We start from the raw sequence: 23,689 nt of genomic DNA, 5'->3' as shown, positions 1-23,689 counted from the left end.
GCGCGGAAGCTTCATCGTAGTTCGTCACGCCGCCCGTCCGAACACGGCGGTGGGCGCTGCTTCCGCCATTGTCGGCGGTACCCGCACCCGCCTTACTCAATGGTGACGTCGTGTCGCGGAGGCGCGTTCCCCCGAATGCGGCGGATATGCCGAGGGGCGACCGGGGATTTCCTCGGTCGCCCCTGGTCACGAGGGGTATACGCGCGATGACGTATCAGGAGAGGCCGGGGAAGAAAATCTTGATCTCCCGTTCGGCGGACTCCTCGGAATCCGACGCGTGGATCAGGTTCTCCCGGGTGATCGTGCCGAAGTCCCCACGAATGGACCCGCTCGGTGCGGTAATCGGGTCGGTGGGGCCGGCGAGCGCGCGCACACCCTCGATGACCCGCTCACCCTCGACGACGAGGGAGACCACCGGGCCGGACGACATGAACGTCACCAGCGGCTCGTAGAAGTCCCGGCCGACGTGCTCGGCGTAGTGCTGCTCCAGGATCGCGCGGTCGAGGGTGCGCAGCTCCAGGGCACCGATCGTCCAGCCGGCCTTCCGCTCGATCCGGCCGATGATCTCGCCGACCAGGCCACGACGGACCGCGTCAGGCTTGAGGAGGACGAGGGTGCGCTGGCTCATGAAGAAGACTCCTTACGAAGAACGGGTGCGGTGAGGCGAGGCTACAGGGAGGCGGCCGGGGCCCGGCGCCCGGGACCGCACGGGATGCCGCCCCCGGCCATCGGGCCGCCGGGCTCCGACCGCGCCCGAGCGGCGGGCCATCGGGGCGCCGTCCGGCATACGGCCCCGGCCCCGGTCACCGGGACGCCGGCCGGGCACTCGCCCGGCCACCGGAGCAGCTCCGGCACCCGGACCGGCCGCCGGTCCGCCGCTCGGGTCGCGGGGCGCTACGCCGCCTCCGCCTCCGCCTCGGCCATCGCCGCCCAGCGGGCCTTCGCCTCGTCGATCTTCCGGCCGTAGTGCACCGACGCCCACCACAGCGCGGCGAAGACCACGCCGAGGAAGAACATCGTCGGGACGACGAAACCGCTGGCGATCAGGGCTATCTGGAGCGCCCAGCCGAGCTGGACGCCGCCGGGGCGGGTCAGCGCGCCGCAGAGCAGGACGCAGAGCAGCATCGCGATACCGCTGACCGTCCAGACCGTGGCCGCCGGGAGGTCGTTGAGCCGCATCGCCACCAGACCGGCGAAGCCGATGACGAAGAACTCGCCGATCAGGGTGCTCGCACAGAGCGTCCGCATCGTCAGCCCCTCCCCAGCAGCAGCCGTGCCTCGCCGACCGTGATCACCGAGCCGGTGACCAGCACACCCGCTCCGGAGTACTCGTCCTCCTCCTCGGCGAGCGTGATCGCCGCCTCCAGGGCGTCGTCGAGCCGCGGCTCTACCTGGACCCGCTCACTGCCGAACACCTCGACGGCGACCGCGGCCAGCGCGTCCGGGTCCATCGCGCGGTGGCTGGAATTACGCGTGATCACGACCTCGGCGAAGACCGGCTCGAACGCCTCCAGGAAGCCCCGGACGTCCTTGTCGTCGCTGGCGCCGACCACGCCGACCAGGCGGCTGAAACCGAACGCCTCGGTGACACCGTCGGCCGCCGCGCGGGCGCCCGCCGGGTTGTGCGCGGCGTCCAGCACGACCGTCGGGCTGCGGCGGACGACCTCCATCCGGCCGGGCGAGGCGACGGAGGCGAACGCCCGGCGGACGGTGTCGATGTCCAGGCTGCGGGCGTGCGCCGAGCCGATGCCGAAGAACGCCTCGACCGCGGCGAGCGCCACCGCGGCGTTGTGCGCCTGATGGGCGCCGTAGAGCGGCAGGAAGATCTCCGGGTACTCGCCGCCTAGACCGCGCAGCGTCAGCATCTGTCCGCCGACCGCGACCTCGCGGGAGAGCACGCCGAACTCCATGCCTTCACGGGCGACGGTGGCGTCCACCTCGACCGCGCGCTTGAGCATCACCGACGCCGCCTCGACCGGCTGCTGCGCCAGGACGACGGTCGCGTCCTTCTTGATGATTCCGGACTTCTCGACGGCGATCTTCTCGGGGGTGTCCCCCAGCCGGTCGGTGTGGTCCAGCGCGATCGGGGTGATCACCGCGACATCGCCGTCGATGACGTTGGTCGCGTCCCAGGTGCCGCCCATGCCGACCTCGACGACGGCGATGTCCACCGGGGCGTCGGCGAACGCGGCGTACGCCATCGCCGTCAGCACCTCGAAGAACGACAGCCGGTACTCCTGCTGGGCGTCGACCATCTCGATGTACGGGGCGATGTCCCGGTACGTCTCGATGAAGCGCTCGGCGGAGATCGGCGCGCCGTCCAGGCTGATCCGCTCGGTGACGGACTGGACGTGCGGGCTGGTGTACCGGCCGGTGCGCAGGTCGAAGGCGCCGAGCAGCGCCTCGATCATCCGGGCGGTGCTGGTCTTGCCGTTGGTGCCGGTGATGTGGATGGCGGGGTAGGCGCGGTGCGGGGAGCCGAGGATGTCCAGCAGCGCCTCGATGCGCCGCACCGACGGGTCGAGCTTGGTCTCCCCCCAGCGGCCCGCCAGCTCCTCCTCGACCGCGCGCAGCGCACGGTCGGTCTCGGGGTCCTCGGGGCGGCTGGGCACGTCCCCCTGCGGGGGTCCGGCCTGGGCGCGCAGGGTGCGGCTGCCGGCCTCGATCACCGCGAGATCGGGGTCGCGCCGGGTCTCGGCGTCGACCATCTCCTCGAAGGCGTCGGTCTGCTCGGGGTCGTCGTTCTGGGGGCTCTCGCTCACGCCGACCAGTCTACGAGTCACCCCTGACAACGGTCTCGCCCGCACCACGGCCCGCGGCCCCACCGCAGGCCACGACCGCGTCACCGGGACCACCCGCCCGGCGCATCCCGCGGCCCGCCCGGCGCACCCCCGCGGCCCGCCCGGCCGGACCCGCACCGGACGGCCCGCCGCACCCGGGCACCCGCCCCGCACCGCCCATCCCCCACCGGCCACCGGCCACCCGGCACCGCCGCACGGCCCGCCGCGTCCGGCCGCCCGGCCCGCCCCCGGCCACCGCCTCACCGCACCGGACCAGCGCCGGACCTGCGCCGGGCAGCGCCGCCCGGCCCCGCCCCGCTCACCGCGGCACCGTCTTTCACCGCAGCGCCGCCTTCATCATCGCCCGGGCGACCGGCGCGGCCAGGCCGTTGCCGGAGACCTCGGCGCGGGCGGCGTCGCTGTCCTCGACCATCACCGCGACCGCCACCTGACGCCCCCGGCCGTCCTGCGCGTACGACACGAACCACGCGTACGGGGTACCGCTGTTGTCGACGCCGTGCTGGGCGGTGCCGGTCTTGCCGCCGACGGTCAGGCCGTCGATCTTGGCGTTGGAGCCGGTGCCCTTGTCGACGACGGTGCGCATCGCGGAGCGCAGTTGCCCGGCGGTGTGCGCCGACATCGTCCGGCCGTACGCCGTGGTGTCCGGCTCCTCCAGGGTGTTGCCCGAGCCGTCGGTGAGCCGGTCGACGAGCTGCGGGGTCTTCAGCTCGCCGCCATTGGCGATGGCCGCGACGACCATCGCCATCTGCATCGGGGTGGCCTGGTCGTCGAACTGCCCGATGCCGGAGAGCGCGGTCTGCGCCTCGTCCATGTCCTTCGGGTAGACGCTTTTGCCGGCCCGTACCGGGGTGTCGACCTTCCCGTCGTTGAACCCGAACTTCTCCGCCTGCGCGCGGACCTTGTCCTTGCCCAGGTCGGCGGCCATCTTCGCGAAGACGGTGTTGCAGGAGTACTGGAGCGCGGTGCGGATGTCGGCGTTCTCGCACGGCGCCGAGGCGCTCTCGTTCCTGAGCTGGGTGCGGGTGTGCGGCAGCGTGTACGGGTCGGGGCTGCGGGTCGGTTCGTCGACCGAGGAGTACAGCCCGTCCTCCAGCGCCGCCGCCGCGACGACCAGCTTGAAGGTGGAGCCGGGCGGCAGCGCCTGCCGCAGCGCGCGGTTGACCTCCGGGCTGTCCGGGTCGTCGCTCATCTTCTGCCACGCCTTACGGTCGGCGTCATCCGATCCGGCGAATTTCCCCGGGTCGTACGAGGGGGTGCTGACCATCCCGAGGATCTTGCCGGTGGCCGGGTCGAGGGCGACGGCGGCGCCCTTCTTGCCGCCGAGTGCCGCGTACCCGGCCTTCTGCACCGATGCGTCGATGGTGGTGGCGACGTCGCCGCCCTTGGGACGCGCCCGGGTCAGCGCGTCGGCCGGGGACTGCAGGCGGCTGTCGGTGCCGTCCAGGAGGTCTCCGTAGAGCGCCTCCAACTGGGTGGAGCCGTAGATCTGCGAGGCGAAGCCGGTGACCGGTGCGTAGAGGGAGCCGTCGGTGTAGGTGCGCTTGTACCGCAGCGAGCCGGAGGTCTCGGCGGAGCTGGTGACGGGGCGGCCGTCGACGAGGATGTTGCCCATCGGGGCGGCGTACTTCCCTATGGTGACCCGGGGGTTGTCCGGATCGCTGCGGTACGTACCGGCGTGGGCGCCCTGGATCCAGGTGGCCCAGCCCATCAGCGCGACGATCAGCGTCAGGCAGAAGACCGAGACCCGGCGCAGAGGTTTGTTCATGATCGGCGCTGCTCCTCATGGTTCGGGCGGTTCCTCCGAAAAACTCCCGGAGCCCCGCCCAGGGTTCCTCCGTTCGATGAGAGCGCGATGAAAATGACCGCCCGCCACCGCCAGGCAACTTTTCCCCGCATTCCCCCCTCTTCGTCGCGGGGGGCTCCACGGGCCCTTTCCCACCGGAACGGACGGAATACGGGAGCGAAGAACGTGCCGCCGACACGTCAGCGGATGCATCTGGTGCTGCTCACCGCCTGGACGGTGCTCTGGTTCGCCGTCGTCGAGCCGCACGGCGGCTTCTCCTGGCACTACCTGCGGGACGGCGGCGCCCTCCTCTACCAGGGCTCCGCCGGCGACGGCACCGGCGGCCTCAACCTCTACGCGCACCACCCCGAACTCCAGATGGGCCCGGTCAGCTTCCTGGTCGCCGGGGTCTTCAACCCGTTCCCCGAGGCCACCGGTCAGTTCCTGGCCGCGGCGCTGATGTCGCTGCTCGGCCTGGTGATCACGGTGCTGGCCGGCCGCAGCGCCGCCGAACACTTCCTGGGCACCGGCACCAACCACCGGCGGCTGCGCCGGCGCGTACTGATCGCCGGGCTGGCGTTCATCCCGATGTGGATCGAGGTCGCGGTCCGCTTCGGCCACCTCGACGACGTCCTCGCGCTGTTCTTCACCGCCCTCGCCGTCCGCTTCCTGACCCGCGGCAACCCCGCCGCGACCGGCGTCTGCCTGGCGCTGGCGATGGACGCCAAACCCACCGCGCTCGCCTTCCTGCCACTGCTGCTGGCGCTGCCCCGGCGGCAGTGGCTGCGGGCCGGACTGTGGTGCGCGGCGCTGGTCGCGCTCGCCTGGCTGCCGTTCTTCCTGGACTCCCCCGGCACGGTGGCCGCCGCGCGTTTCACCATCCCCAACCACCCGGCATCCGCGCTGCGCTGGCTCGGCGTCGGCGACCCCGAGACACCCGGCTGGGACCGCCCCGCACAGGCCGCGCTCGGGCTGACCCTGGGGACGCTCGCGGTGTGGCGGGGCCGCTGGGCCGCCGTGGTCCTGCTCGGCGCCAACGCCCGCATCGTCCTCGACCCCAGCGTCTACACGTACTACACGGCGTCGGTGCTGCTGGGCACGTTGCTCTGGGACGTCATCGGGCAGCGGCGGCTGGTGCCGTGGTGGAGCTGGCTGGCGCTGCTCACCCTCTACGGCAGCGTCTTCGCCGTCCCGGACGACGCGGCGCGCGGCCTGATCCGGCTGGGCTTCGTGGCGGTGTCCACCGCGTACGTCCTGCTGTGGCCGGTACGCGAGCGGGGCGCGCGGGCCGGGCGCCGCGGGGCCTCCACGGACGCCGCGGCACGGCCGAGGCCCCCCGCCCGGACGGACGAGGGGCCTGCGGCGCGGATCCCGGGGCAGTCCCCGGGCGCGATCACGCCTGCGGCAGCGCCGCGAGCTGAGCGGTGATCCGGACGAGGTCCTCCTCGGCGGTGGCCAGCCGGCCGCGGATCTTGTCCACGACCTTCTCCGGCGCCTTGGCGAGGAACGCCTCGTTGCCGAGCTTGCCCAGCGCCTGCGCCTTCTCCTTCTCGGCGGCGGCCAGGTCCTTCGTCAGCCGCTTGCGCTCCGCCTCGATGTCGATCGCGCCGGAGAGGTCCAGCGCGACGGTGGCACCGGCGACGGGCAGCGACGCGGTGGCGCTGAACTCCTCACCCGCGGGCTGGAGGCGCAGCAGCGACCGGATGGCCGCCTCGTGCGCCGCCAGCGCCGTACCGGCCAGCTCCAGCCGGGCGGGCACCTTCTGACCGGGCTGGAGCCCCTGGTCGGAACGGAACCGGCGGACCTCGGTGACGACCTGCTGGACCAGCGCGATCTCCTGCTCGGCGGCCGTGTCCCGGAAGCCGGAGTCGGCCGGCCACTCGGCGACGACCAGCGACTCCCGGCCGGTGAGCGTCGTCCACAGCGTCTCGGTGACGAACGGCACGATCGGGTGCAGCAGCCGCAGCGTGGTGTCCAGCACCTCGCCCAGGACCCGCGCCGAGACCTTCGCCGCCTCACCGCCGGCCAGGAACGTCGTCTTCGACAGCTCGACGTACCAGTCGAAGACCTCGTCCCACGCGAAGTGGTAGAGCGCGTCGGCGAGCTTCGCGAACTGGTAGTCGTCGTAGTACGCGTCGGCCTCGGCCACGACGGTGTTCAGCCGGGAGAGGATCCAGCGGTCGGTGGCCGACAGCCGCTCGGCCTCGGGCAGCTCGCCCTCGATCGTCGCACCGTTCATCAGCGCGAAGCGGGTGGCGTTCCAGATCTTGTTGGCGAAGTTCCGGGACGCCTGGACCCAGTCCTCACCGATCGGCACGTCGGTGCCGGGGTTGGCGCCGCGGGCGAGCGTGAACCGCAGGGCGTCGGAGCCGTACTTGTCCATCCAGTCCAGCGGATTGACGGTGTTGCCGAACGACTTCGACATCTTCTTGCCGTGCTCGTCACGGACCATGCCGTGGAACGCGACGGTGCGGAAGGGCACGTCGTCCATCGCGTACAGACCGAACATCATCATCCGGGCGACCCAGAAGAACATCAGGTCGTAGCCGGTGACCAGCACCGCGTTCGGATAGAACTTCTCCAGGTCCGGCGTCCGCTCCGGCCAGCCCAGCGTGGAGAACGGCCACAGACCGGAGGAGAACCACGTGTCGAGGACGTCGGTGTCCTGCTCCCAGCCCTCGCCGCTCGGCGGCTGCTCGTCCGGACCGACACAGACCGTCTCGCCGTTCGGACCGTGCCAGACCGGGATGCGGTGCCCCCACCAGAGCTGCCGGGAGATGCACCAGTCGTTGAGGTTGTCGACCCAGTCGAAGTAGCGCTGCGTCAGGTCGGCGGGGTGGATGTTCACCCGGCCGTCGCGGACCGCGTCACCCGCCGCCTTGGCCAGCGTCTCGACCTTCACCCACCACTGGAGCGACAGCCGCGGCTCCAGCGTCGTCTTGCACCGCGAGCAGTGGCCGACGGAGTGGACGTACGGCCGCTTCTCGGCGACGATCCGACCCTCGGCGCGCAGCGCGGCGACGATCGCCGAGCGCGCCTCGAAGCGGTCCAGACCCTCGAAGGGGCCGTGGGCGGTGATGACGCCCCGCTCGTCCAGCACCTTGATCGATTCGAGGCCGTGGCGCTGGCCGATGGCGAAGTCGTTCGGGTCGTGGGCGGGCGTCACCTTGACGGCGCCGGTGCCGAACTCCGGGTCGACGTGCGCGTCCGCGACGACGGGGATGGTGCGGCCGGTCAGCGGCAGCGCGATCCGCTTGCCGATGAGGTGGGCGTAGCGCTCGTCGTCCGGGTGGACGGCGACCGCGGTGTCACCGAGCATCGTCTCGGCGCGGGTCGTCGCGACGACGACGGTGTCCTCGCCCTCGCCGTACTTCAGCGAGACCAGCTCGCCGTCGTCGTCCTGGTAGTCGACCTCGATGTCCGAGATGGCCGTCAGACAGCGCGGGCACCAGTTGATGATGCGCTCGGCGCGGTAGATCAGCCCGTCGTCGTACATCTTCTTGAAGACGGTCTGGACGGCGCGGGAGAGGCCCTCGTCCATGGTGAAGCGGTCGCGGTCCCACGCCAGGCCCTCGCCGAGGCGCCGCATCTGCCCGGCGATCTGACCGCCGGACTCGGCCTTCCACTGCCAGACGCGCTCGACGAACGCCTCGCGGCCCAGGTCGTGGCGGGACTTGCCCTCCTTGGCCAGCTCCCGCTCGACGACGTTCTGCGTGGCGATGCCCGCGTGGTCCATGCCGGGCTGCCACAGCGTCTCGTAGCCCTGCATGCGCTTGCGGCGGGTGAGGGCGTCGATCAGCGTGTGCTCGAAGGCGTGGCCCAGGTGGAGCGAGCCGGTGACGTTGGGCGGGGGGATGACGATCGTGTACGGGGGCTTCTCGCTCTTCGCGTCGGCACTGAAGTAACCGCGCTCTACCCAGCGCTCGTACAACGGCCCCTCTACGTCGGCCGGCGTGTACTGGGTCGGCAGTTCGGGGGCGCTGTGGGGGCTCTGCTGAGTGTTCTCGGTCACGACCGACAGTGTACGGGCGCGGATGTCGCAGCTTCGAATCGGTTTCGCCCCCGGGGCCCCCGCTGTCACCGGCGTCGTACAGGATGTGTCAGAGCAGGAAAAGCCCTGCCGCCAGCAGTCACGAGGGGAACCGCTCCATGAGCTTCAACCAGCCGCCGCCCGGACCGTACGGCCAGCAGCCCCAGCAGCCCGGACCCTACGGCCAGCCGCAGCCCCCGGCCCCGCAGCCCGGTTACGGCTATCCGCAGCAGGGCGGTCAGGTGCCCCCGCAGCAGGGCTACGGCTATCCCCAGCAGGGCGCCCCCCAGCAGGCCCCGTACGGCGCGCCGCAGCAGCCGGGCCCCTACGGCCAGCAGCCGCAGGCCCCGTACGGCCAGCAGACGCCGTACGGCGCGATCCCGCAGGGCCCGCCGTCCTCCGGCGGCGGCAAGAAGGTCGGCCTGATCATCGGCGTGGTGGCCGTCGTCGCGGCGATCGGCGTCGGCGCCTACTTCGCCTTCGGCTCCGGCGGCAGCGTCCCCCCGTACACCATCGTCCTCAAGGACAAGCTGGTGAACGGCGAGTACACCAAGGCCCCCGAGCGACCCGGTGCCCCGAGCAGCGACAAGAACTTCTCGGACGACAAGGAACTCCGGGCCATGGGCATCACCAACAGCAAGGTGGTGCAGGGCTCCTACACCAACGCCAGCGGTCAGGGCCTGAGCGTCACGGGCGTCTACGGCGAGGTCGCGGACCCGGATTCGGCGGTGGACACCCTGTTCGCCAAGGTCGACGAGGACCAGAAGAAGAACTCCTCGCGGGTGAAGGTCGAGACGACGGTGCCGATCTCGAAGTTCTCCCCCGACGACTTCGACGGCGCCGTGATGAAGTGCCGTACGCAGAAGGGCACCTACTCCGCGTCGAACGGCATCAGCGGTGCGATGACGGCGACCACCTGCGTCTGGGCCGACAGCAGCGCCGTCGGCGTCGTCAGCTCCGCGGCCAAGCCCGACCCGTCGGGCTCCTCCGCCGCGCAGGCGCTCACCACCGAGCAGTTGTCGGAGAAGACCGCCACGCTCCGCAACGAGGTGCGCCAGGAGAAGTAGCCGCCGCGGGCCCGACGAAGAGCCGCCCGGCAGTGCGTCGGCTGCCGGGCGGCTCTCGTGTGTACGGGACGGGCGCTACGCGCTCTTCTCGTGCGGCTCGCCCGACTCGCCGCGGCTGCGCGGCACCAGGGTCGGGTTGACGTTGGAGTGCACGACGTCCTCGGTGATGACGACGCGGGCCACGTCCTTGCGGGAGGGGACCTCGTACATCACCGACTGGAGGACCTCCTCCATGATCGCGCGCAGTCCGCGGGCGCCGGTGCCGCGCAAGATCGCCTGGTCGGCGATGGCCTCCAGCGCCGGGCGGTCGAAGTCCAGCTCCACGCCGTCGAGTTCGAAGAGGCGCTTGTACTGCTTGACGAGGGCGTTGCGCGGCTCGACGAGGATCTGCAGCAGCGTCTCGCGGTCGAGGTTGTGCACCGAGGTGAGGACGGGCAGCCGGCCGATGAACTCGGGGATCAGCCCGAACTTCACCAGGTCCTCCGGCATGACGTCCTTGAGCTGGTCCTTCGACTCGATCTCGCGCTTGGAGCGGATCGTGGCGCCGAAGCCGATGCCCTTGGCGCCGGACCGCGCCTCGATGATCTTGTCCAGACCGGCGAACGCGCCGCCCACGATGAACAGCACGTTCGTCGTGTCGATCTGGATGAACTCCTGGTGCGGGTGCTTGCGCCCGCCCTGCGGCGGCACCGAGGCGGTGGTGCCCTCCAGGATCTTCAGCAGCGCCTGCTGGACGCCCTCGCCGGAGACGTCACGGGTGATCGACGGGTTCTCGCTCTTCCGGGCGACCTTGTCGATCTCGTCGATGTAGATGATCCCCGTCTCGGCCTTCTTGATGTCGAAGTCCGCGGCCTGGATCAGCTTGAGCAGGATGTTCTCGACGTCCTCGCCGACGTACCCGGCCTCGGTGAGGGCGGTGGCGTCCGCGAAGGCGAACGGGACGTTCAGCATCCGGGCGAGGGTCTGCGCGAGCAGCGTTTTTCCGGAACCGGTGGGGCCGAGCAGCAGGATGTTGGACTTCGCCAGCTCGATGCCGTCGTCACCGCGACCGCCGCCGTTCTCGCCCGCCTGCACCCGCTTGTAGTGGTTGTAGACGGCGACCGAGAGGGCCTTCTTGGCGGGCTCCTGACCGACGACGTAGCCGCCCAGGAACTCGTAGATCTCGCGGGGCTTGGGAAGCTCCTCCCAGCGCACCTCGGAGGTCTCGGCCAGCTCCTCCTCGATGATTTCGTTGCAGAGGTCGATGCACTCGTCGCAGATGTACACACCAGGTCCCGCGATGAGCTTCTTCACCTGCTTCTGACTCTTTCCGCAGAACGAGCACTTGAGCAGGTCGCCGCCGTCACCGATGCGTGCCACGAGGTGCTTCCCCTTCGCCTGGGATCCGCATTGCTCCTACGGACCCGGGTGCTTGCCTATCGACGGTACCTTGCCGGGCCCTTCGTACGGGCCCCCCTTGGACCGACTCCGTCGACTCGGTCCAAGGGGGCGGGCGTCCGGCGCCTGTACGGGTACCGCTAACCCATCGAGACCGACGACTTGCGCGTCGCCACGATCTCGTCGACCAGACCGTACGCCAGGGCCTCCTCGGCGGTCAGGATCTTGTCGCGCTCGATGTCGTCCCGGATCTTCTCGATCGGGGTCGAGGAGTGCTTGGCCAGCAGGTCCTCGAGCTGCGAACGCATCCGCAGGATCTCGTTGGCGGCGATCTCCAGGTCGGAGACCTGGCCGGGGCCGGTCTCGCTGTACGGCTGGTGGATCAGCACGCGGGCGTTGGGCAGCGCCATCCGCTTGCCGGGGGTGCCGGCGGCGAGCAGCACGGCGGCGGCGGACGCCGCCTGGCCCATGCAGACCGTCTGGATGTCGGGCTTCACGAACTGCATCGTGTCGTAGATCGCGGTGAGCGCCGTGAAGGAGCCGCCCGGGGAGTTGATGTAGATCGAGATGTCCCGGTCGGGGTCCATCGACTCCAGGCACAGGAGCTGCGCCATGACGTCGTTGGCCGACGCGTCGTCGATCTGCACGCCGAGGAAGATCACCCGCTCCTCGAAGAGCTTCGCGTACGGGTCGTACTCCCGCACGCCCTGCGAGGTGCGCTCGACGAAACGCGGAACGATGTAACGGGACTCGGCGCGCGGGCCGGAAAACTCGGACTCGGCGCCCTGGTACAGGCCGCTGCCGGGGAAGTTGTTCATCGGAAGGTTCACCGTCCTGGTGGCGATCAAAGGGCTGGGGTGGCTGTGGGGCGAGTGGTCCGCGGGCTCAGGCCCCGGTGCCGCCCCCGCCCGGAACGCCGGAGGCGGAGGTCATGACGTCGTCGATGAGGCCGTACTCCTTCGCCTCGTCGGCGGAGAACCAGTGGTCGCGGTCGGAGTCACGGGTGATCTGCTCGACGGTCTGACCGGTGTGGAAGGCGGTCAGCTCGGCCATGCGCTTCTTGGTGTGCAGCAGCCGCTCGGCGTGGATCTTGATGTCCGACGCGGAGCCGGCGAGACCGGCGGAGGGCTGGTGGATGAGGATCTCCGCGTTGGGCAGCGCGAACCGCTTGCCCGGGGTACCGGCGCTCAGCAGGAACTGCCCCATGGAGGCGGCCAGGCCCATGGCGATCGTCACCACGTCGTTCTTGATGTACTGCATGGTGTCGTAGATCGCCAGGCCGGCCGAGATCGAGCCGCCCGGGGAGTTGATGTAGAGGAAGATGTCCTTGTCCGGGTCCGCGGCCAGGAGAAGAAGCTGCGCGGTGATCTTGTTGGCGATGTCGTCGTCGACCGGCTGGCCGAGGAAGATGATCCGCTCGCCGAGCAGCCGGTTGTAGACCTGGTCGCCGAGGCCACCGAAGGTCGGCTCAGCGGCGGCGGAAGGCATCGGGATCGTCACGTGTCCACCTGCTCGTTGTCGGACGGTACGGAACCGTCTCAGCGTCGTCTGCCGGGGCGTGGGGGTCTGCGCCGTACGGTATGGCCCCGGCGCGTTCGAGACTCCCCTGCCCTCGTATCTACGGACCCTAACGCGCAGGTCGGACAACGCCATCCCGCTTGGTGAACTGTTCGCTGTGAGCGCAGGCTCACCGGGCGGTGACGCACACGGGCCCGGACACGCACAGCGGCGCGTCCGGGCCCGTGATCAAGGGGTGCGGGAGGGGGCCGGAGCTCAGCTCTCGGTCTTCTCCGCGGCCTCGGCGTCGGCGCCCTCGGCCTCGGCGACGACGGTCTCGGCGGCCTCGGCCTCCTCCTCGTCGTCCAGCTCGACGACCTCGCCGTTGCTGTCCTTGACGGTGGCGGCCTCGACGACGACGGCGAGCGCCTTGCCGCGGGCGACCTCACCGACGAGCATCGGCACCTGGCCGCCCTCGACGACCGCCTGGGCGAACTGGTCGGGGGACATGCCGGAGGACTGCGCGCGGCGCATGAGGTGCTCGGTGAGCTCCTCCTGGCTGACGTTCAGCTTCTCCTTGTTGACCAGCTCATCGAGGATGAACTGGGTCTTGATGCCCTTCTCCGCCTGCTCCTTGGTCTCGGCGTCGAACTCTTCCTCGGTCTTGCCCTGGATCTCCAGGTACTTCGCGAGGTCGAGGCCCATCTGGCCGAGCTGGTGGTTGACCAGGTTGTGCTTGCGGGTGTTGATCTCGTCCTCGAGCAGCTTCTCGGGGATCGGGACCTCCACGAGCTTCAGCAGCTCGTCCAGCACCTTCTCCTGGGCCTGGGTGGCCTGGTCGTACTTCTTCATCTGCTCGAGGCGCTTGGCGCTGTCGGCCTTCAGCTCGTCGAGCGTGTCGAACTCGCTGGCGAGCTGCGCGAAGTCGTCGTCCAGCTCGGGCAGTTCACGGGCGGCGACGGCGGTGACGTCGACCTTGACCTCGGCCTCCTTGCCCTGGGCGGAGCCGCCCTTGAGCTCGGAGGTGAAGGTGGCGGTGCCGCCGGCCTCGACGCCCTTGACGGCCTCGTCGATGCCGTCCAGCAGCTCACCGGAGCCGACGGTGTAGCTGACGCCCTTGGCGACGCCGTCCTCCAGGACCTCGCCGTCGACCTTGGCCTCCAGGTCCAGCGTCAGCACGTCGCCGTCCTGCGCGGCGCGCTCGACCGGGGAGGTGGTGGCGAAGCGCTCACGGAGCTGCTCGACGGACTTGTCGATGTCCTCGTCCGACACGGTGACGGCGTCGACCTCGACCTCGATGCCGGAGTAGTCCGGGATCTCCAGGGCGGGGCGGATGTCGACCTCGGCGGTGAAGGCCAGCAGCTCGCCGTCCTTCAGCTCGGTGATGTCGACCTCGGGCTGGCCGAGGACGTTCAGCTCACCCTCGTTGACCGCTTCGGTGTAGAACTTCGGGAGCGCGTCGTTGACGGCCTCCTCCAGCACGGCGCCACGACCGAACCGCTGGTCGATGACGCGGGCAGGGATCTTGCCCTTGCGGAAGCCCTTCACCGTGACCTGCTGGTTGATCTTCTTGTACGCCGCGTCGAGGCTGTCCTTGAGCTCCTCGAAGGGCACCTCGACAGTGAGCCGAACCCGGGTCGGGTTCAGGGTCTCCACGGCGCTCTTCACGGTTCGGTCTCCTTGGGGCTGACTTCTTGGGGTTCTGCTGGGATCTTCCGGGACGCTCCCGCAGGCGCGGGCCCCGGCCGATCGCGCCCGGTCCTTAAGACACACGGGCACGCAGCTTGCATAGTAACCGCAAGGAGGACGGCACCGACAACGCGACCTCGCGGGCCCGTGCGGCGGGCGCTCGCGGCGCGTGGAGGCCGTGGCCGCGCAGAGTCACCTACGAAAATCCGTAGGTGACATCGAGAGGCGGTAACACCCGGGGAGCCGGTCCACCGGGGCGTACGCCGAAGTAATACTGCTGGTCGGGGTGGCCGGATTCGAACCGACGACCTTCCGCTCCCAAAGCGGACGCGCTACCAAGCTGCGCCACACCCCGTCGGTGCGACACGTAGGGTACATGCCCGATGGCGCTGCGGCCGCCGCATATCCGGGGGCGGCCGACCGGTGTGCGGTGGAGGGGTCCGACCCGCTACAGTGCACTGCGTGCCGGGGTCGCGACGACCTGTGGCACATGCGGGCGTAGCTCAATGGTAGAGCCCCAGTCTTCCAAACTGGCTACGCGGGTTCGATTCCCGTCGCCCGCTCAGAGAAGGGCGAGAGGCCCCGGATCCAATGATCCGGGGCCTCTTGTCGTACGCGGGACGCCCATAGGGTGGGCGGTATGGAGATCTGGATCAATCCCGCGTGTTCCAAGTGCCGTTCGGCGGTCGGCCTGCTCGACGAGGAGGGGGCGCGGTACACGGTGCGCCGCTACCTGGAGGAGCCGCCGACGGCGGACGAGCTGCGCGCCGTGCTGGAGCGCCTGGGGCTGGAGCCGTGGGACATCACACGGACACAGGAGGCCGAGGCGAAGGAGCTGGGGGTGGCGTCCTGGGAGCGGTCGGACGCGGAGCGGGAGCGGTGGATCGGGGCGCTGGCCGCGCATCCGCGGCTGATCCAGCGGCCGATCATCACCGCCGACGACGGCACGGCGGTCGTCGGGCGCAGCGAGGAGGCGGTGCGGTCCGCGCTGGCGCGGGGCGCGGGAAACTCCTCGGCCGGGAGCTGACACGGATCCGGGGCCGGGCCGCGGATGCGGTCCGGCCCCGGGGCCGGCGGGCGGTGGCGCGCGGTACGCCGCGGGTGGGCGGCGGGGCGGCGCTCAGAAGGTGATGTGGTTGATCGTGTCCGCGAGGGAGTTGAAGAACCGGTTTATGGACGGGGCCATGCCGGTGGAGGCGAGGAAGAACCCGAAGAGGATGGCGACGATCGCCGGGCCGGGCTTGATCGTCTTGCCGCGGATCAGCACGATCAGCACGATCCCCAACAGCAGCACCACTGACAGCGAAAGAGCCACAACTGATCACACCCTCGGTCGGAAGCCTCACCGGCCGGGAAGTGTGCAGCCGCACACCCCCGCAGGCACCCATCGTGCCACCAAGTCACTTCCCACCGCATACGGGTGACGAATCATCGGCCAACGCTTTGCCCGCTTCGTACCGTTGACGGGTGAAGGCGGGGAACGTCGCGCTCGCCCGGGGGCCGGGGAACATGGCGGCAAGGTGCCAGGAAGCGGGCGTGGGGGTGGCCGGGCGGGGCACCGTACGGCGTGGGCGGGGCGTAAGGAAACGGCCGGCGCGGCATGGCGGGTAATTCGGCCGGATTACTTCGTTACGGCTGGCCGGTAAGTGAGCTTCGCCACTCCGTTATTCGAGCGGAGGCTCCGGCGTATTCACCGCGTGAACGCCGGAGCGCTTTTCCTGACGTGGTGCCACTCACATCGGGTGCGGTGGTGCGGGTGCCGGAAGGGGACATTCCCGGTGGCGGCTCCCGCGGACGGTATCGACCGTTTTAAGGGGGTGAAATGCCATAGAACTCCGCGTTGGCCGGGGAGTTCCGCGGTGGGTACGGCATTCGGGCGGGATATGGCGCGGGCGGCCGGGGAAATGGATCACGCGGTGGCCGGAGGCCGCGTGCGGCGCTTACCTGGGGAAATGCCGAATTACCTGACGGCGGGTTTTACGCATTCGGTGGATCGCCACTAGGGTGCCTCAGATGTTTCAGCCTGCGGCCCCTTCGCGACGTGCCCTTCCCGAGGCCCGGGAGGTGGTGGACGCGGACCGGACGGCGCCCCCGTCGCGCGGACCCGCGGCCGGACGCACCGATGGTGCGGCACCGGCGCGGGGCAGGGACGCGTTCTTCGACAATGCGAAGTACCTCGCCATCGTGCTGGTGGCGATGGGGCACGCCTGGGAGCCGCTGACCGACGGCAGCCGCGCCGCCGAGGCGCTGTACATGACGGTGTACGCGTTCCACATGCCGGCGTTCATCATCATCTCCGGGTACTTCTCGCGCAGTTTCGATATGCGCAAGGACCGGCTGCAGCGGCTGGTCACCGGCGTCGCCGTTCCGTATGTCCTCTTCGAGACGGCGTACACGCTCTTCGCGCGGTGGGCGAATGACGATCCGAAGATGCCGGTCAGTCTGCTCGATCCGTGGTTTCTGACGTGGTTTCTGGTCGCGTTGTTCCTCTGGCGGCTGACGACGCCGTTGTGGAAGATCGTCCGTTGGCCGGTGCCGCTGGCGCTCGTCATCGCCGTCGCGGCGTCCGTCTCGCCGGAGATCGGTGACGATCTCGATCTCCAGCGGGTGCTGCAGTTCCTGCCGTTCTTCGTGCTGGGGCTGAATCTGCGGCCGGAGCATTTCGCGTGGGTGCGGCGGCGGGCGGTGCGGATCGCGGCTGTGCCGGTCTTCGCGGCGGCGGTGGTGCTGGCGTACTGGGCGGCGCCCCGGATGACGTCGGCGTGGTTCTACCACCGCGACAGCGCGCAGGAGCTGGGCACCACCTGGTGGGCCGGTGCCGTGATGAGTCTGGCGCTCTTCGGGTGTTCGCTGGTGCTGACGGCGTGCTTCTACGCCTGGGTGCCGAAGCGGCGGACGTGGTTCACGGTGCTGGGCGCGGGCACGCTCTACGGCTATCTGCTGCACGGTTTCCTCGCCAAGGGGTCCCGTTTCTGGGGCTGGTTCGACGACTACGCCTGGCTGCACACCCCGCTCGGGGAGATCGCGGTCACGGTGATCGCCGGTGCGGTGGTGACGGCGCTGTGCACCCCGCCGGTCCGTAAGGTCTTCCGGTTCGCGATGGAGCCGACGATGGCGTGGGCGTTCCGCCGGGATCCGGAGGACGCCGCCCGGGCGGCGGCGGAGCGGAACGGGACCGGGGCGGGCGCCCCGGCCGGGCGAGGGCCGTCCGGGAGGGTGCGCAAGGGTGGCTCGCCGCGCTGACCGGCCATGAGGCGTTCGGCGGTGCGGGCCGGTCGCTCGGCTCGTTCGGGGCGCTGCCCCCAAGGTGTTCGACGGCTGGTACCGCCTGGCCGGGTACGAGGACGCCGTCGACCGGAAGCCGTTCTTCGCGCCGGCGGTGACGATGGAGGCCCGGCAGCGGGGCCGGCGGGTCTTTCGCCGGGCTCCGCGGGGGCGTGCGGTCGCGCCTGCCCGTGAGGCCGGGCCGGGCCGGGGTCGCGCGGGGCGGCCGGGGCCGGTCAACTCCCTTTTCCTTCCATCGTGTTGATGTCGCGCGTCCGGACGCGCGGGCACCCCTCCCAGGGGATCCGGCGCACACTTCGGCACACCCGAAATCTCCTTTGGTAAACTAACTATCGACCATTTCTTGACTCTCTCTTGACCTTGAGTGCCGACTCCTGGCGTTCGTCCCGTTCCCGTCTCGTGTCGGCCCCGTCCATCCGTCCGCCCGTCAGACCTTGGAGGAGCCATCGGTCACGCGCAGACCCTGATAGCCATGGGCGGGGCCTTTCTGGCCGCCGCCGTGCTCGCCCGGATCGGCCGCCGGATCGGCCTGCCGACCATCCCCCTCTTCATCCTGGCCGGGATTCTGCTCGGCCCGCACACCCCCGGCCTGGTGCTGGTTGCCGACCCGCACGACCTGGAGATGCTCTCGCTCCTCGGGCTGGTGCTGCTGCTCTTCTACCTCGGCCTCGAATTCCATGTGGACGACCTCAGGAACGGCGGGCGCGCGATGGCGCTGGCCGGGGGCGCCTATCTGGCGCTGAACGTCGGCGCGGGCCTCGCCTTCGGCTTCGCGCTCGGCTGGGGCACGTCCGAGGCGCTGGTGCTCGCCGGGGTGCTGGGCATCTCGTCGTCCGCGATCGTCACCAAGGTGCTGGTCGACACGGGGCGGCTGGGCGGTCCCGAGGCGAAGCCGATCCTCGGGATCATCGTCGTCGAGGACATCTTCCTGGCGCTGTACCTGGCGGCGCTCCAGCCGGTGATCTCCGGTGCGGACTCGTTCGGTGCGGCGGCGCTCGACGCGGGCAAGGCGTTCGGGTTCCTGCTGCTGCTCGCCGCCGCGGCGCGGTGGGGCACCCGGGTCGTCGACCGGTTGATCGCCACCCGGGACAACGAACTCCTCGTCATCTCCTTCCTCGGTGCGGCCGTGCTGGTCGCCGGGGTCTCCGAGTGGTTCGGGGTCGCGGACGCCATCGGCGCGTTCATGGTGGGTCTGATGCTGGGCGGCACCAGCTCCGGCGACCGGATCCGGGAGCTGGTGCATCCGCTGCGGGACGCGTTCGGCGCGATCTTCTTCTTCGCCTTCGGGCTCTCCATCAACCCCGGTGACCTGCCGTCGGTGCTGGTGCCGGTGCTCATCGCGGTCACGCTGACGGTGGTGATGAACGTCCTCGCCGGGCTGGTGGCCGCGCGGATCCACCGCTTCGGGCCGCGGCCCGCGGCGGGCATCGCCACTTCGCTGCTGGCCCGCGGCGAGTTCGCGCTGATCCTGGCGACGATGGCGGCGGCCGCGGGGCTCGACGAGCGGCTGTCGCCGTTCATCGCCGGGTACGTGCTGATCCTCGCGGTGCTCGGGCCGCTGGCCGCCGGGCGGGCGGAGCTGCTGGCGCGGGTGCTGCCGGGCGGCCGTCGCGCGGCCGAGGCGGCGGACGCGGCGGACGCGGCGGAGGAAGCGGCGCCCGAGCCGGCCGGCGCTACGCGTCCCGGCAGATGAGGAGCAGCGCCCGGTCGTCGTTGACGTCCTTGGCGACCGCTTCGATCAGATGCCAGGCGGCGCCCGCGAAGCCGCCCGTGACGTAGCGGTCGGCCTCGCCGGTCAGCCGGTCCATGCCCTCGGCGATGTCGCGTTCCGCGGACTCGACCAGGCCGTCGGTGAACATCATCAGGACGTCGCCGGGGCGCAGCCGGCCCTTCACCGGGTCGAACTGCGCCCCGTCGTACACCCCGAGGAGCGGGCCCTCGCCGGACTTCTCCTCCCAGCGGCCGGTCCCGGCGCAGAGCTGGAGGGCCGGGAGGTGGCCCGCGGAGAGCAGTTCGTAGTCGCCGGACTCCAGGTCGAGGACGAGGTGGATGGAGGTGGCGAAGCCCTCGTCCCAGTCCTGGCGCAGCAGATAGCCGTTGGCCGCGGGCAGGAAGCCGTGCGGCGGCAGCGAGCCGAGGAGGCCGCCGAAGGCGCCGGAGAGCAGCAGCGAGCGGGAGGCGGCGTCCATGCCCTTGCCGGAGACGTCGGTGAGGACGACCTCCAGGATGTTGCCGCCCTGGGTGCGGGAGGCGACGACGAAATCCCCCGAGAACGACTGCCCGCCGGCCGGACGCAGCGCCATCTCGTGGTGCCAGCCCTCCGGCAGCCGGGGCAGTTCGCTCTGCACCCGGATGCGTTCGCGCAGGTCGAACAGCATGGTGGAGCCGCGCCGCCAGGGCACGCCGACCCGGCTGCGGAACTGTGCGATGAGCAGGCCGATCAACCCGACGGCGGCGACGATCAGGACCGTGCCGGGGGTGATGCGCTCCGGGCCCTCGTCGTACGGGCCGAAGAGCGCCGCCTCCACGATCAGGGCCGTCGCGGAAGCGGCGTAGAGGATGAGGAGGTTGGCGGGGCGCAGCAGGAGGCCGCCGGCGATCACCGGGAGGACCAGTGCGGTCGGCCCGAACCACTCCGTGTGCCAGAGCGTGCCGCCCGCGATGAGCACCACCGAGACCAGCAGCGCGACGACCGCCGGGCCGTCGGAGCCGTCGCCGCGGAAGTAGTCGACCCCGGCCTTGCGCACGCCGACGCGGACCCGGTGCAGCGCCTTGTGCAGCCGGGCCGTCAGGGGTTCCGATCCCGGGCGGCGTGTCATGTCACGGGGACTTTATCCACCCGTTCGGCGGCGCGTCGATTCGCCGGCCGCGGCCCGGTGTGATTGCCGGGAATCCCGTTCGAAATGCGGTCGCGCTGCCGGAGACCCTCCTGGTACAGGTGGCGTATGACGACAGAGTTGCGGATGTTGCAGCCGGACGAAGGAGACGCCTGGTACGCGAAGCTGGAGCGGGCCTTCGGCGAGGAGGAGACCGACGAGGAGCGGGCGCTGTGGCGGGAGCTGATGGAGCCCGGCCGCTCCCTCGCCGCGTGGGACGACGGCGAGATCGTCGGCACCGCGGGCGCCTTCTCCTTCGGTGTGACGGTGCCGGGCGGCGCGTCGGTGCCGGCCGCCGGCATGACGATGGTCAGCGTGCAGCCGACGCACCGCCGCCGCGGGGTGCTGACCGCGATGATGCGGCGGCAACTGGACGACGTACGGGAGCGGGGCGAGCCGCTGGCGATGCTGACGGCGTCGGAGTCCGCGATCTACGGGCGGTTCGGGTACGGCGCGGCGACGCAGGAGATGCGGATCAAGGTCGACACCACCCGGGTGGCCGCACCGGACCTGCCCGGCTGTGACGGTGTCCGGCTGCGGCTGAAGGAGCCCGACGAGGCGCTGGCGGCGTGCGAGGCGGTCTACGCGCGCACGGTCGCGGGGCGCGCCGGGATGCTGACGCGGCAGCCGGGCTGGGAGCGGATGGTGATCCTCGACCCGGAGGACGACCGCGACGACGACCAGGGGCCGATGCAGTGCGTGGTGGCCGAGTCCGGCGGTGAGGTGGCCGGCTACGCCCGGTACTCCGTGGTGAGCGACTGGGCCGAGGCGGGTCCGCAGGGCACGGTCCGGGTGTGGGATCTGGCCGCGCCGGATCCGGTGGTGGGCGCGGCGCTGTGGCGCTACCTCTTCGGCATCGACCTGACGACGTGGGTGACGGCGCGGAACCTTCCGGTGGACGATCCGCTGCTGCATCTCGTCGCGGACATGCGGCGGTGTCTGATCGGGCTGCGTGAGGCGGCGTTCGTCCGGCCGGTGGAGCTGGGCGCGGCGCTGTCGGCGCGGACGTACCAGCGGCCGGTGGACGTGGTGCTGGACGTGGCCGATCCGTTCTGCCCCTGGAACGAGGGCCGCTGGCGGCTGTCCGGCGACGGCTCCGGCGCGCTCTGCGAGCGGACCGCCGACCCGGCCGACCTGGCGCTCTCCGTACGGGAGCTGGGCTCGGCGTACCTGGGCGGCTTCACGCTGTCGGCGATGGCCGGGGCCGGGCGGGTGCGGGAGCTGCGGCCGGGTGCGCTGGCGGCGGCGTCGGTGGCGTTCGGCTCGGACGTCGCGCCGTGGCTGCCGCACGAGTTCTGAGAGGGCCGGTTTCCCAAAGGGCCGGATTCCGAGAGGGCCGGTTTCCAGAAGGGCCGGTTTCCGAGAGGGCCGGTCCACGGGGCCCGCCACCGGAACGGGTGCGCGGGCCCGGGGCGGGCCGGGTGCGCGGCGGGCCGTCCGTCGCCGGGCTCGTGGTGAGACGGGCCGTGGCCGAAGCGGGCCTCAGCGACCTGGCAGGCGCCGTGGCCGGGCGGGCCGTGGCCGAGGCGGGCCTCAGTGGCCGGGTGGGCGCCGTGACCTGGCAGGCGCCGGGCTCGTGGTGAGACGGGCCGTGGCCGAAGCGGGCCTCAGCGACCTGGCAGGCGCCGTGACCTGGCAGGCGCCGGGGCCGGGCGGGCCGTGGCCGAGGCAGGCCGCCGGGGCCGGGCGCGCCGGGCCGCCCGTTCGGGCCCGTTCAGGCCCCTTCGGCCCGGGGGCAGCCCCCGTGTGCCGGCTGGCAGCGGGGGCACCAGAAGAGGTTGCGGGAGGCCAGGTCGGCGGTGCGGATCTCGGTGGTGCACAGGTGGCAGGGCTGGTGGGCGCGGCGGTAGACGTACACCTCGCCGCCGTGGTCGTCGACGCGCGGCGGGCGGCCCATCGCCTCGGGCAGGTGCTCGGGCCGGACGGTGTCGATCCGGTTGTGCCGGACGCCCTCGCGCATCAGGGCGACGAGGTCGGCCCAGATCGCGTCCCAGTCGTCGCGGGCGAGGGCCCGGCCCGGGAGGTACGGGTCGATGCCGCGGCGGAAGAGGACCTCGGCGCGGTAGACGTTGCCGACGCCCGCGACGACCTTCTGGTCGAGCAGGAGCGCGGCGATGGTGGTGCGGCTGCGGGAGATGCGCCGCCAGGCCCGTTCGCCGTCGTCGTCGCCGCGCAGCGGGTCGGGACCGAGGCGGTCGTGTATCGCCTGCTTCTCGGCGTCGGTGATCAGCTCACAGGCGGTGGGTCCGCGCAGGTCGGCGTGGTGGTCGCCGGTGGCGAGGCGGAGCCGGACGGTGTCGGTTGCGGGCGGCGCCGGGGCGGTGCCGAAGCCGAGCTTGCCGAAGAGGCCGAGGTGGATGTGGACCCAGCCGGCGGGCCCGAAGCCGAGGAAGAGGTGCTTGCCGTGGGCCTCCGCGCACTCCAGGACCCGGCCGTCGACGAGCGCCGCGCCGGCCGCGAACCGGCCCTGCGGGCTGCTCGCGCGGACCGCCTCGCCCGCGAAGCGCTCGTGGTGGTCGAGGGCGAGGCGGTGGATGGTGTGCCCCTCGGGCATGCGGTGCGTCCTTCAGGTGTGGGTGCGCCCGCTCCCCCGGCGGCCGGGGAAGCGGGCGGCGGCGGGCTCGCGGGCGGTCAGCCCTGCGGGTGGTGGGCCGGGATCGGGGGGAGTTCGCCGGTGGTCTCGTACGCCGAGAGCATCTCGATGCGGCGGGTGTGGCGCTCCTCGCCGGAGTACGGGGTGGCGAGGAAAATCTCCACGAAACGGGTGGCCTCCTCAAGGGTATGCATCCGGCCACCGACGGAAATCACGTTTGCGTTGTTGTGCTCGCGGCCGAGCTTCGCGGTCTCCTCGCTCCAGGCGAGTGCGGCCCGCACGCCCTTGACCTTGTTGGCGGCGATCTGCTCGCCGTTGCCGGAGCCGCCGATCACGATGCCGAGGGCGTCGGCGTCCGCCGCGGTCCGCTCGGCCGCACGGAGGCAGAACGGGGGGTAGTCGTCCTGGGCGTCGTAAATGTGGGGACCACAGTCGACGGGCTCGTGGCCGTGGGCCTTGAGCCAGTCGACGAGGTGGTTCTTGAGGTCGAAACCGGCATGGTCGGAGCCGAGATACACGCGCATGGCATGAGTGTGGCATGCGGAATGCGGCTCTGTGGCGCCGGGTCTTCGTACATATGGCGGGAAGGTTTCAGCCACTCTTCATACAGCTGAACAGGAACGACAACGATCCGGAGTCGGATCTTCCTAAGCGGTCGGTGCCGACTGTCTAATGCGGGGACTCGAAACCG

The 23,689-nt window shown here is 71.1% G+C and carries 19 protein-coding genes and 2 tRNA genes; 7 read left to right on the top strand and 14 right to left on the bottom strand.

The window, feature by feature from the left end:
- Positions 1 to 214 precede the first annotated feature (214 nt).
- The 4 genes from ndk to ACGH2B_RS19270 form a co-directional block, all read right to left on the bottom strand.
- Complete coding sequence (gene ndk, locus ACGH2B_RS19285) at positions 215 to 628, bottom strand: nucleoside-diphosphate kinase (protein WP_345084116.1); 414 nt, start codon at positions 626 to 628, stop codon at positions 215 to 217.
- Between the two features lie 266 nt (positions 629 to 894).
- Positions 895 to 1,248, bottom strand: coding sequence for a DUF4233 domain-containing protein (locus ACGH2B_RS19280; protein WP_399091036.1), 354 nt, complete (start codon positions 1,246 to 1,248; stop codon positions 895 to 897).
- A gap of 2 nt (positions 1,249 to 1,250) precedes the next feature.
- The gene (locus ACGH2B_RS19275; RefSeq protein ID WP_399091033.1) at positions 1,251 to 2,762 is read right to left on the bottom strand and encodes a bifunctional folylpolyglutamate synthase/dihydrofolate synthase; all 1,512 of its coding nucleotides are present in this window, start codon (positions 2,760 to 2,762) and stop codon (positions 1,251 to 1,253) included.
- A gap of 355 nt (positions 2,763 to 3,117) precedes the next feature.
- Positions 3,118 to 4,566: a peptidoglycan D,D-transpeptidase FtsI family protein gene (locus tag ACGH2B_RS19270; protein WP_399091030.1), complete on the bottom strand. Its 1,449-nt coding sequence runs from the start codon at positions 4,564 to 4,566 to the stop codon at positions 3,118 to 3,120.
- A 204-nt stretch (positions 4,567 to 4,770) separates the two neighbouring features.
- On the opposite strand from ACGH2B_RS19270, the gene ACGH2B_RS19265 reads away from it, so the two are divergent.
- Positions 4,771 to 6,012, top strand: coding sequence for a hypothetical protein (locus ACGH2B_RS19265; RefSeq protein ID WP_399091027.1), 1,242 nt, complete (start codon positions 4,771 to 4,773; stop codon positions 6,010 to 6,012).
- Here the strand turns inward: ACGH2B_RS19265 and ACGH2B_RS19260 are convergent.
- Positions 5,978 to 8,596, bottom strand: coding sequence for a valine--tRNA ligase (locus tag ACGH2B_RS19260; protein WP_399091024.1), 2,619 nt, complete (start codon positions 8,594 to 8,596; stop codon positions 5,978 to 5,980). The genes ACGH2B_RS19265 and ACGH2B_RS19260 overlap by 35 nt on opposite strands.
- A 137-nt stretch (positions 8,597 to 8,733) precedes the next feature.
- Here ACGH2B_RS19260 and ACGH2B_RS19255 point away from each other — a divergent pair, with 137 nt between their 5' ends.
- Positions 8,734 to 9,681, top strand: a complete 948-nt coding sequence (locus ACGH2B_RS19255; RefSeq protein ID WP_399091021.1) for a hypothetical protein — start codon at positions 8,734 to 8,736, stop codon at positions 9,679 to 9,681.
- A gap of 75 nt (positions 9,682 to 9,756) precedes the next feature.
- Here the strand turns inward: ACGH2B_RS19255 and clpX are convergent, their stop codons facing one another.
- From clpX to ACGH2B_RS19230, 5 genes are all read right to left on the bottom strand, one after another.
- A complete protein-coding gene (gene clpX / locus ACGH2B_RS19250; protein ID WP_399091018.1) occupies positions 9,757 to 11,040 on the bottom strand; it encodes an ATP-dependent Clp protease ATP-binding subunit ClpX in 1,284 nt (427 codons plus the stop codon).
- Positions 11,041 to 11,198: 158 nt separating this feature from the next.
- Positions 11,199 to 11,876: an ATP-dependent Clp protease proteolytic subunit gene (locus tag ACGH2B_RS19245; protein WP_399091015.1), complete on the bottom strand. Its 678-nt coding sequence runs from the start codon at positions 11,874 to 11,876 to the stop codon at positions 11,199 to 11,201.
- 67 nt (positions 11,877 to 11,943) lie between these two features.
- Entirely contained in the window at positions 11,944 to 12,546 is a 603-nt protein-coding gene (locus tag ACGH2B_RS19240; protein ID WP_399097122.1) for an ATP-dependent Clp protease proteolytic subunit, read from the bottom strand.
- Between the two features lie 285 nt (positions 12,547 to 12,831).
- Positions 12,832 to 14,223: a trigger factor gene (gene tig / locus ACGH2B_RS19235; RefSeq protein WP_399091012.1), complete on the bottom strand. Its 1,392-nt coding sequence runs from the start codon at positions 14,221 to 14,223 to the stop codon at positions 12,832 to 12,834.
- 299 nt (positions 14,224 to 14,522) lie between these two features.
- A tRNA-Pro gene (locus tag ACGH2B_RS19230) sits at positions 14,523 to 14,599 on the bottom strand.
- 137 nt (positions 14,600 to 14,736) lie between these two features.
- Here ACGH2B_RS19230 and ACGH2B_RS19225 point away from each other — a divergent pair.
- Positions 14,737 to 14,807, top strand: a tRNA-Gly gene (locus ACGH2B_RS19225).
- Positions 14,808 to 14,884: 77 nt separating this feature from the next.
- A complete protein-coding gene (locus ACGH2B_RS19220; protein ID WP_399091009.1) occupies positions 14,885 to 15,271 on the top strand; it encodes an arsenate reductase family protein in 387 nt (128 codons plus the stop codon).
- 93 nt (positions 15,272 to 15,364) lie between these two features.
- Here ACGH2B_RS19220 and ACGH2B_RS19215 read toward each other — a convergent pair whose 3' ends face one another.
- Positions 15,365 to 15,559 (bottom strand): hypothetical protein, encoded by a 195-nt coding sequence (locus tag ACGH2B_RS19215; protein WP_030283919.1) that lies wholly within the window; start codon positions 15,557 to 15,559, stop codon positions 15,365 to 15,367.
- Between the two features lie 698 nt (positions 15,560 to 16,257).
- Here ACGH2B_RS19215 and ACGH2B_RS19210 point away from each other — a divergent pair.
- The gene (locus ACGH2B_RS19210; RefSeq protein ID WP_399091006.1) at positions 16,258 to 17,487 is read left to right on the top strand and encodes an acyltransferase family protein; all 1,230 of its coding nucleotides are present in this window, start codon (positions 16,258 to 16,260) and stop codon (positions 17,485 to 17,487) included.
- Positions 17,488 to 18,001: 514 nt separating this feature from the next.
- Complete coding sequence (locus ACGH2B_RS19205; RefSeq protein WP_399091003.1) at positions 18,002 to 19,222, top strand: cation:proton antiporter; 1,221 nt, start codon at positions 18,002 to 18,004, stop codon at positions 19,220 to 19,222.
- On the opposite strand, the gene ACGH2B_RS19200 is transcribed toward ACGH2B_RS19205, so the two are convergent.
- Complete coding sequence (locus ACGH2B_RS19200) at positions 19,203 to 20,348, bottom strand: PP2C family protein-serine/threonine phosphatase (protein WP_399090999.1); 1,146 nt, start codon at positions 20,346 to 20,348, stop codon at positions 19,203 to 19,205. The genes ACGH2B_RS19205 and ACGH2B_RS19200 overlap by 20 nt on opposite strands.
- A gap of 126 nt (positions 20,349 to 20,474) precedes the next feature.
- Between ACGH2B_RS19200 and ACGH2B_RS19195 the strand changes: the two genes are divergently transcribed.
- A complete protein-coding gene (locus ACGH2B_RS19195; RefSeq protein WP_399090996.1) occupies positions 20,475 to 21,704 on the top strand; it encodes a GNAT family N-acetyltransferase in 1,230 nt (409 codons plus the stop codon).
- 415 nt (positions 21,705 to 22,119) lie between these two features.
- Here ACGH2B_RS19195 and ACGH2B_RS19190 read toward each other — a convergent pair whose 3' ends face one another.
- Both ACGH2B_RS19190 and ACGH2B_RS19185 read right to left on the bottom strand, forming a co-directional pair.
- Positions 22,120 to 22,959 carry an Fpg/Nei family DNA glycosylase gene (locus ACGH2B_RS19190; RefSeq protein ID WP_399090993.1) on the bottom strand — a complete coding sequence of 280 codons (840 nt, stop codon included), beginning with the start codon at positions 22,957 to 22,959 and terminating at the stop codon, positions 22,120 to 22,122.
- 77 nt (positions 22,960 to 23,036) lie between these two features.
- Positions 23,037 to 23,522: a ribose-5-phosphate isomerase gene (locus tag ACGH2B_RS19185; RefSeq protein WP_399090990.1), complete on the bottom strand. Its 486-nt coding sequence runs from the start codon at positions 23,520 to 23,522 to the stop codon at positions 23,037 to 23,039.
- Positions 23,523 to 23,689: the final 167 nt, after the last annotated feature.

This window comes from Streptomyces sp. BBFR2, assembly GCF_044497305.1.
GTDB lineage: Bacteria > Actinomycetota > Actinomycetes > Streptomycetales > Streptomycetaceae > Streptomyces.
The sequence above is the reverse complement of the archived record's forward strand: the minus strand, read 5'-3'. Positions and strand labels throughout refer to the sequence as shown.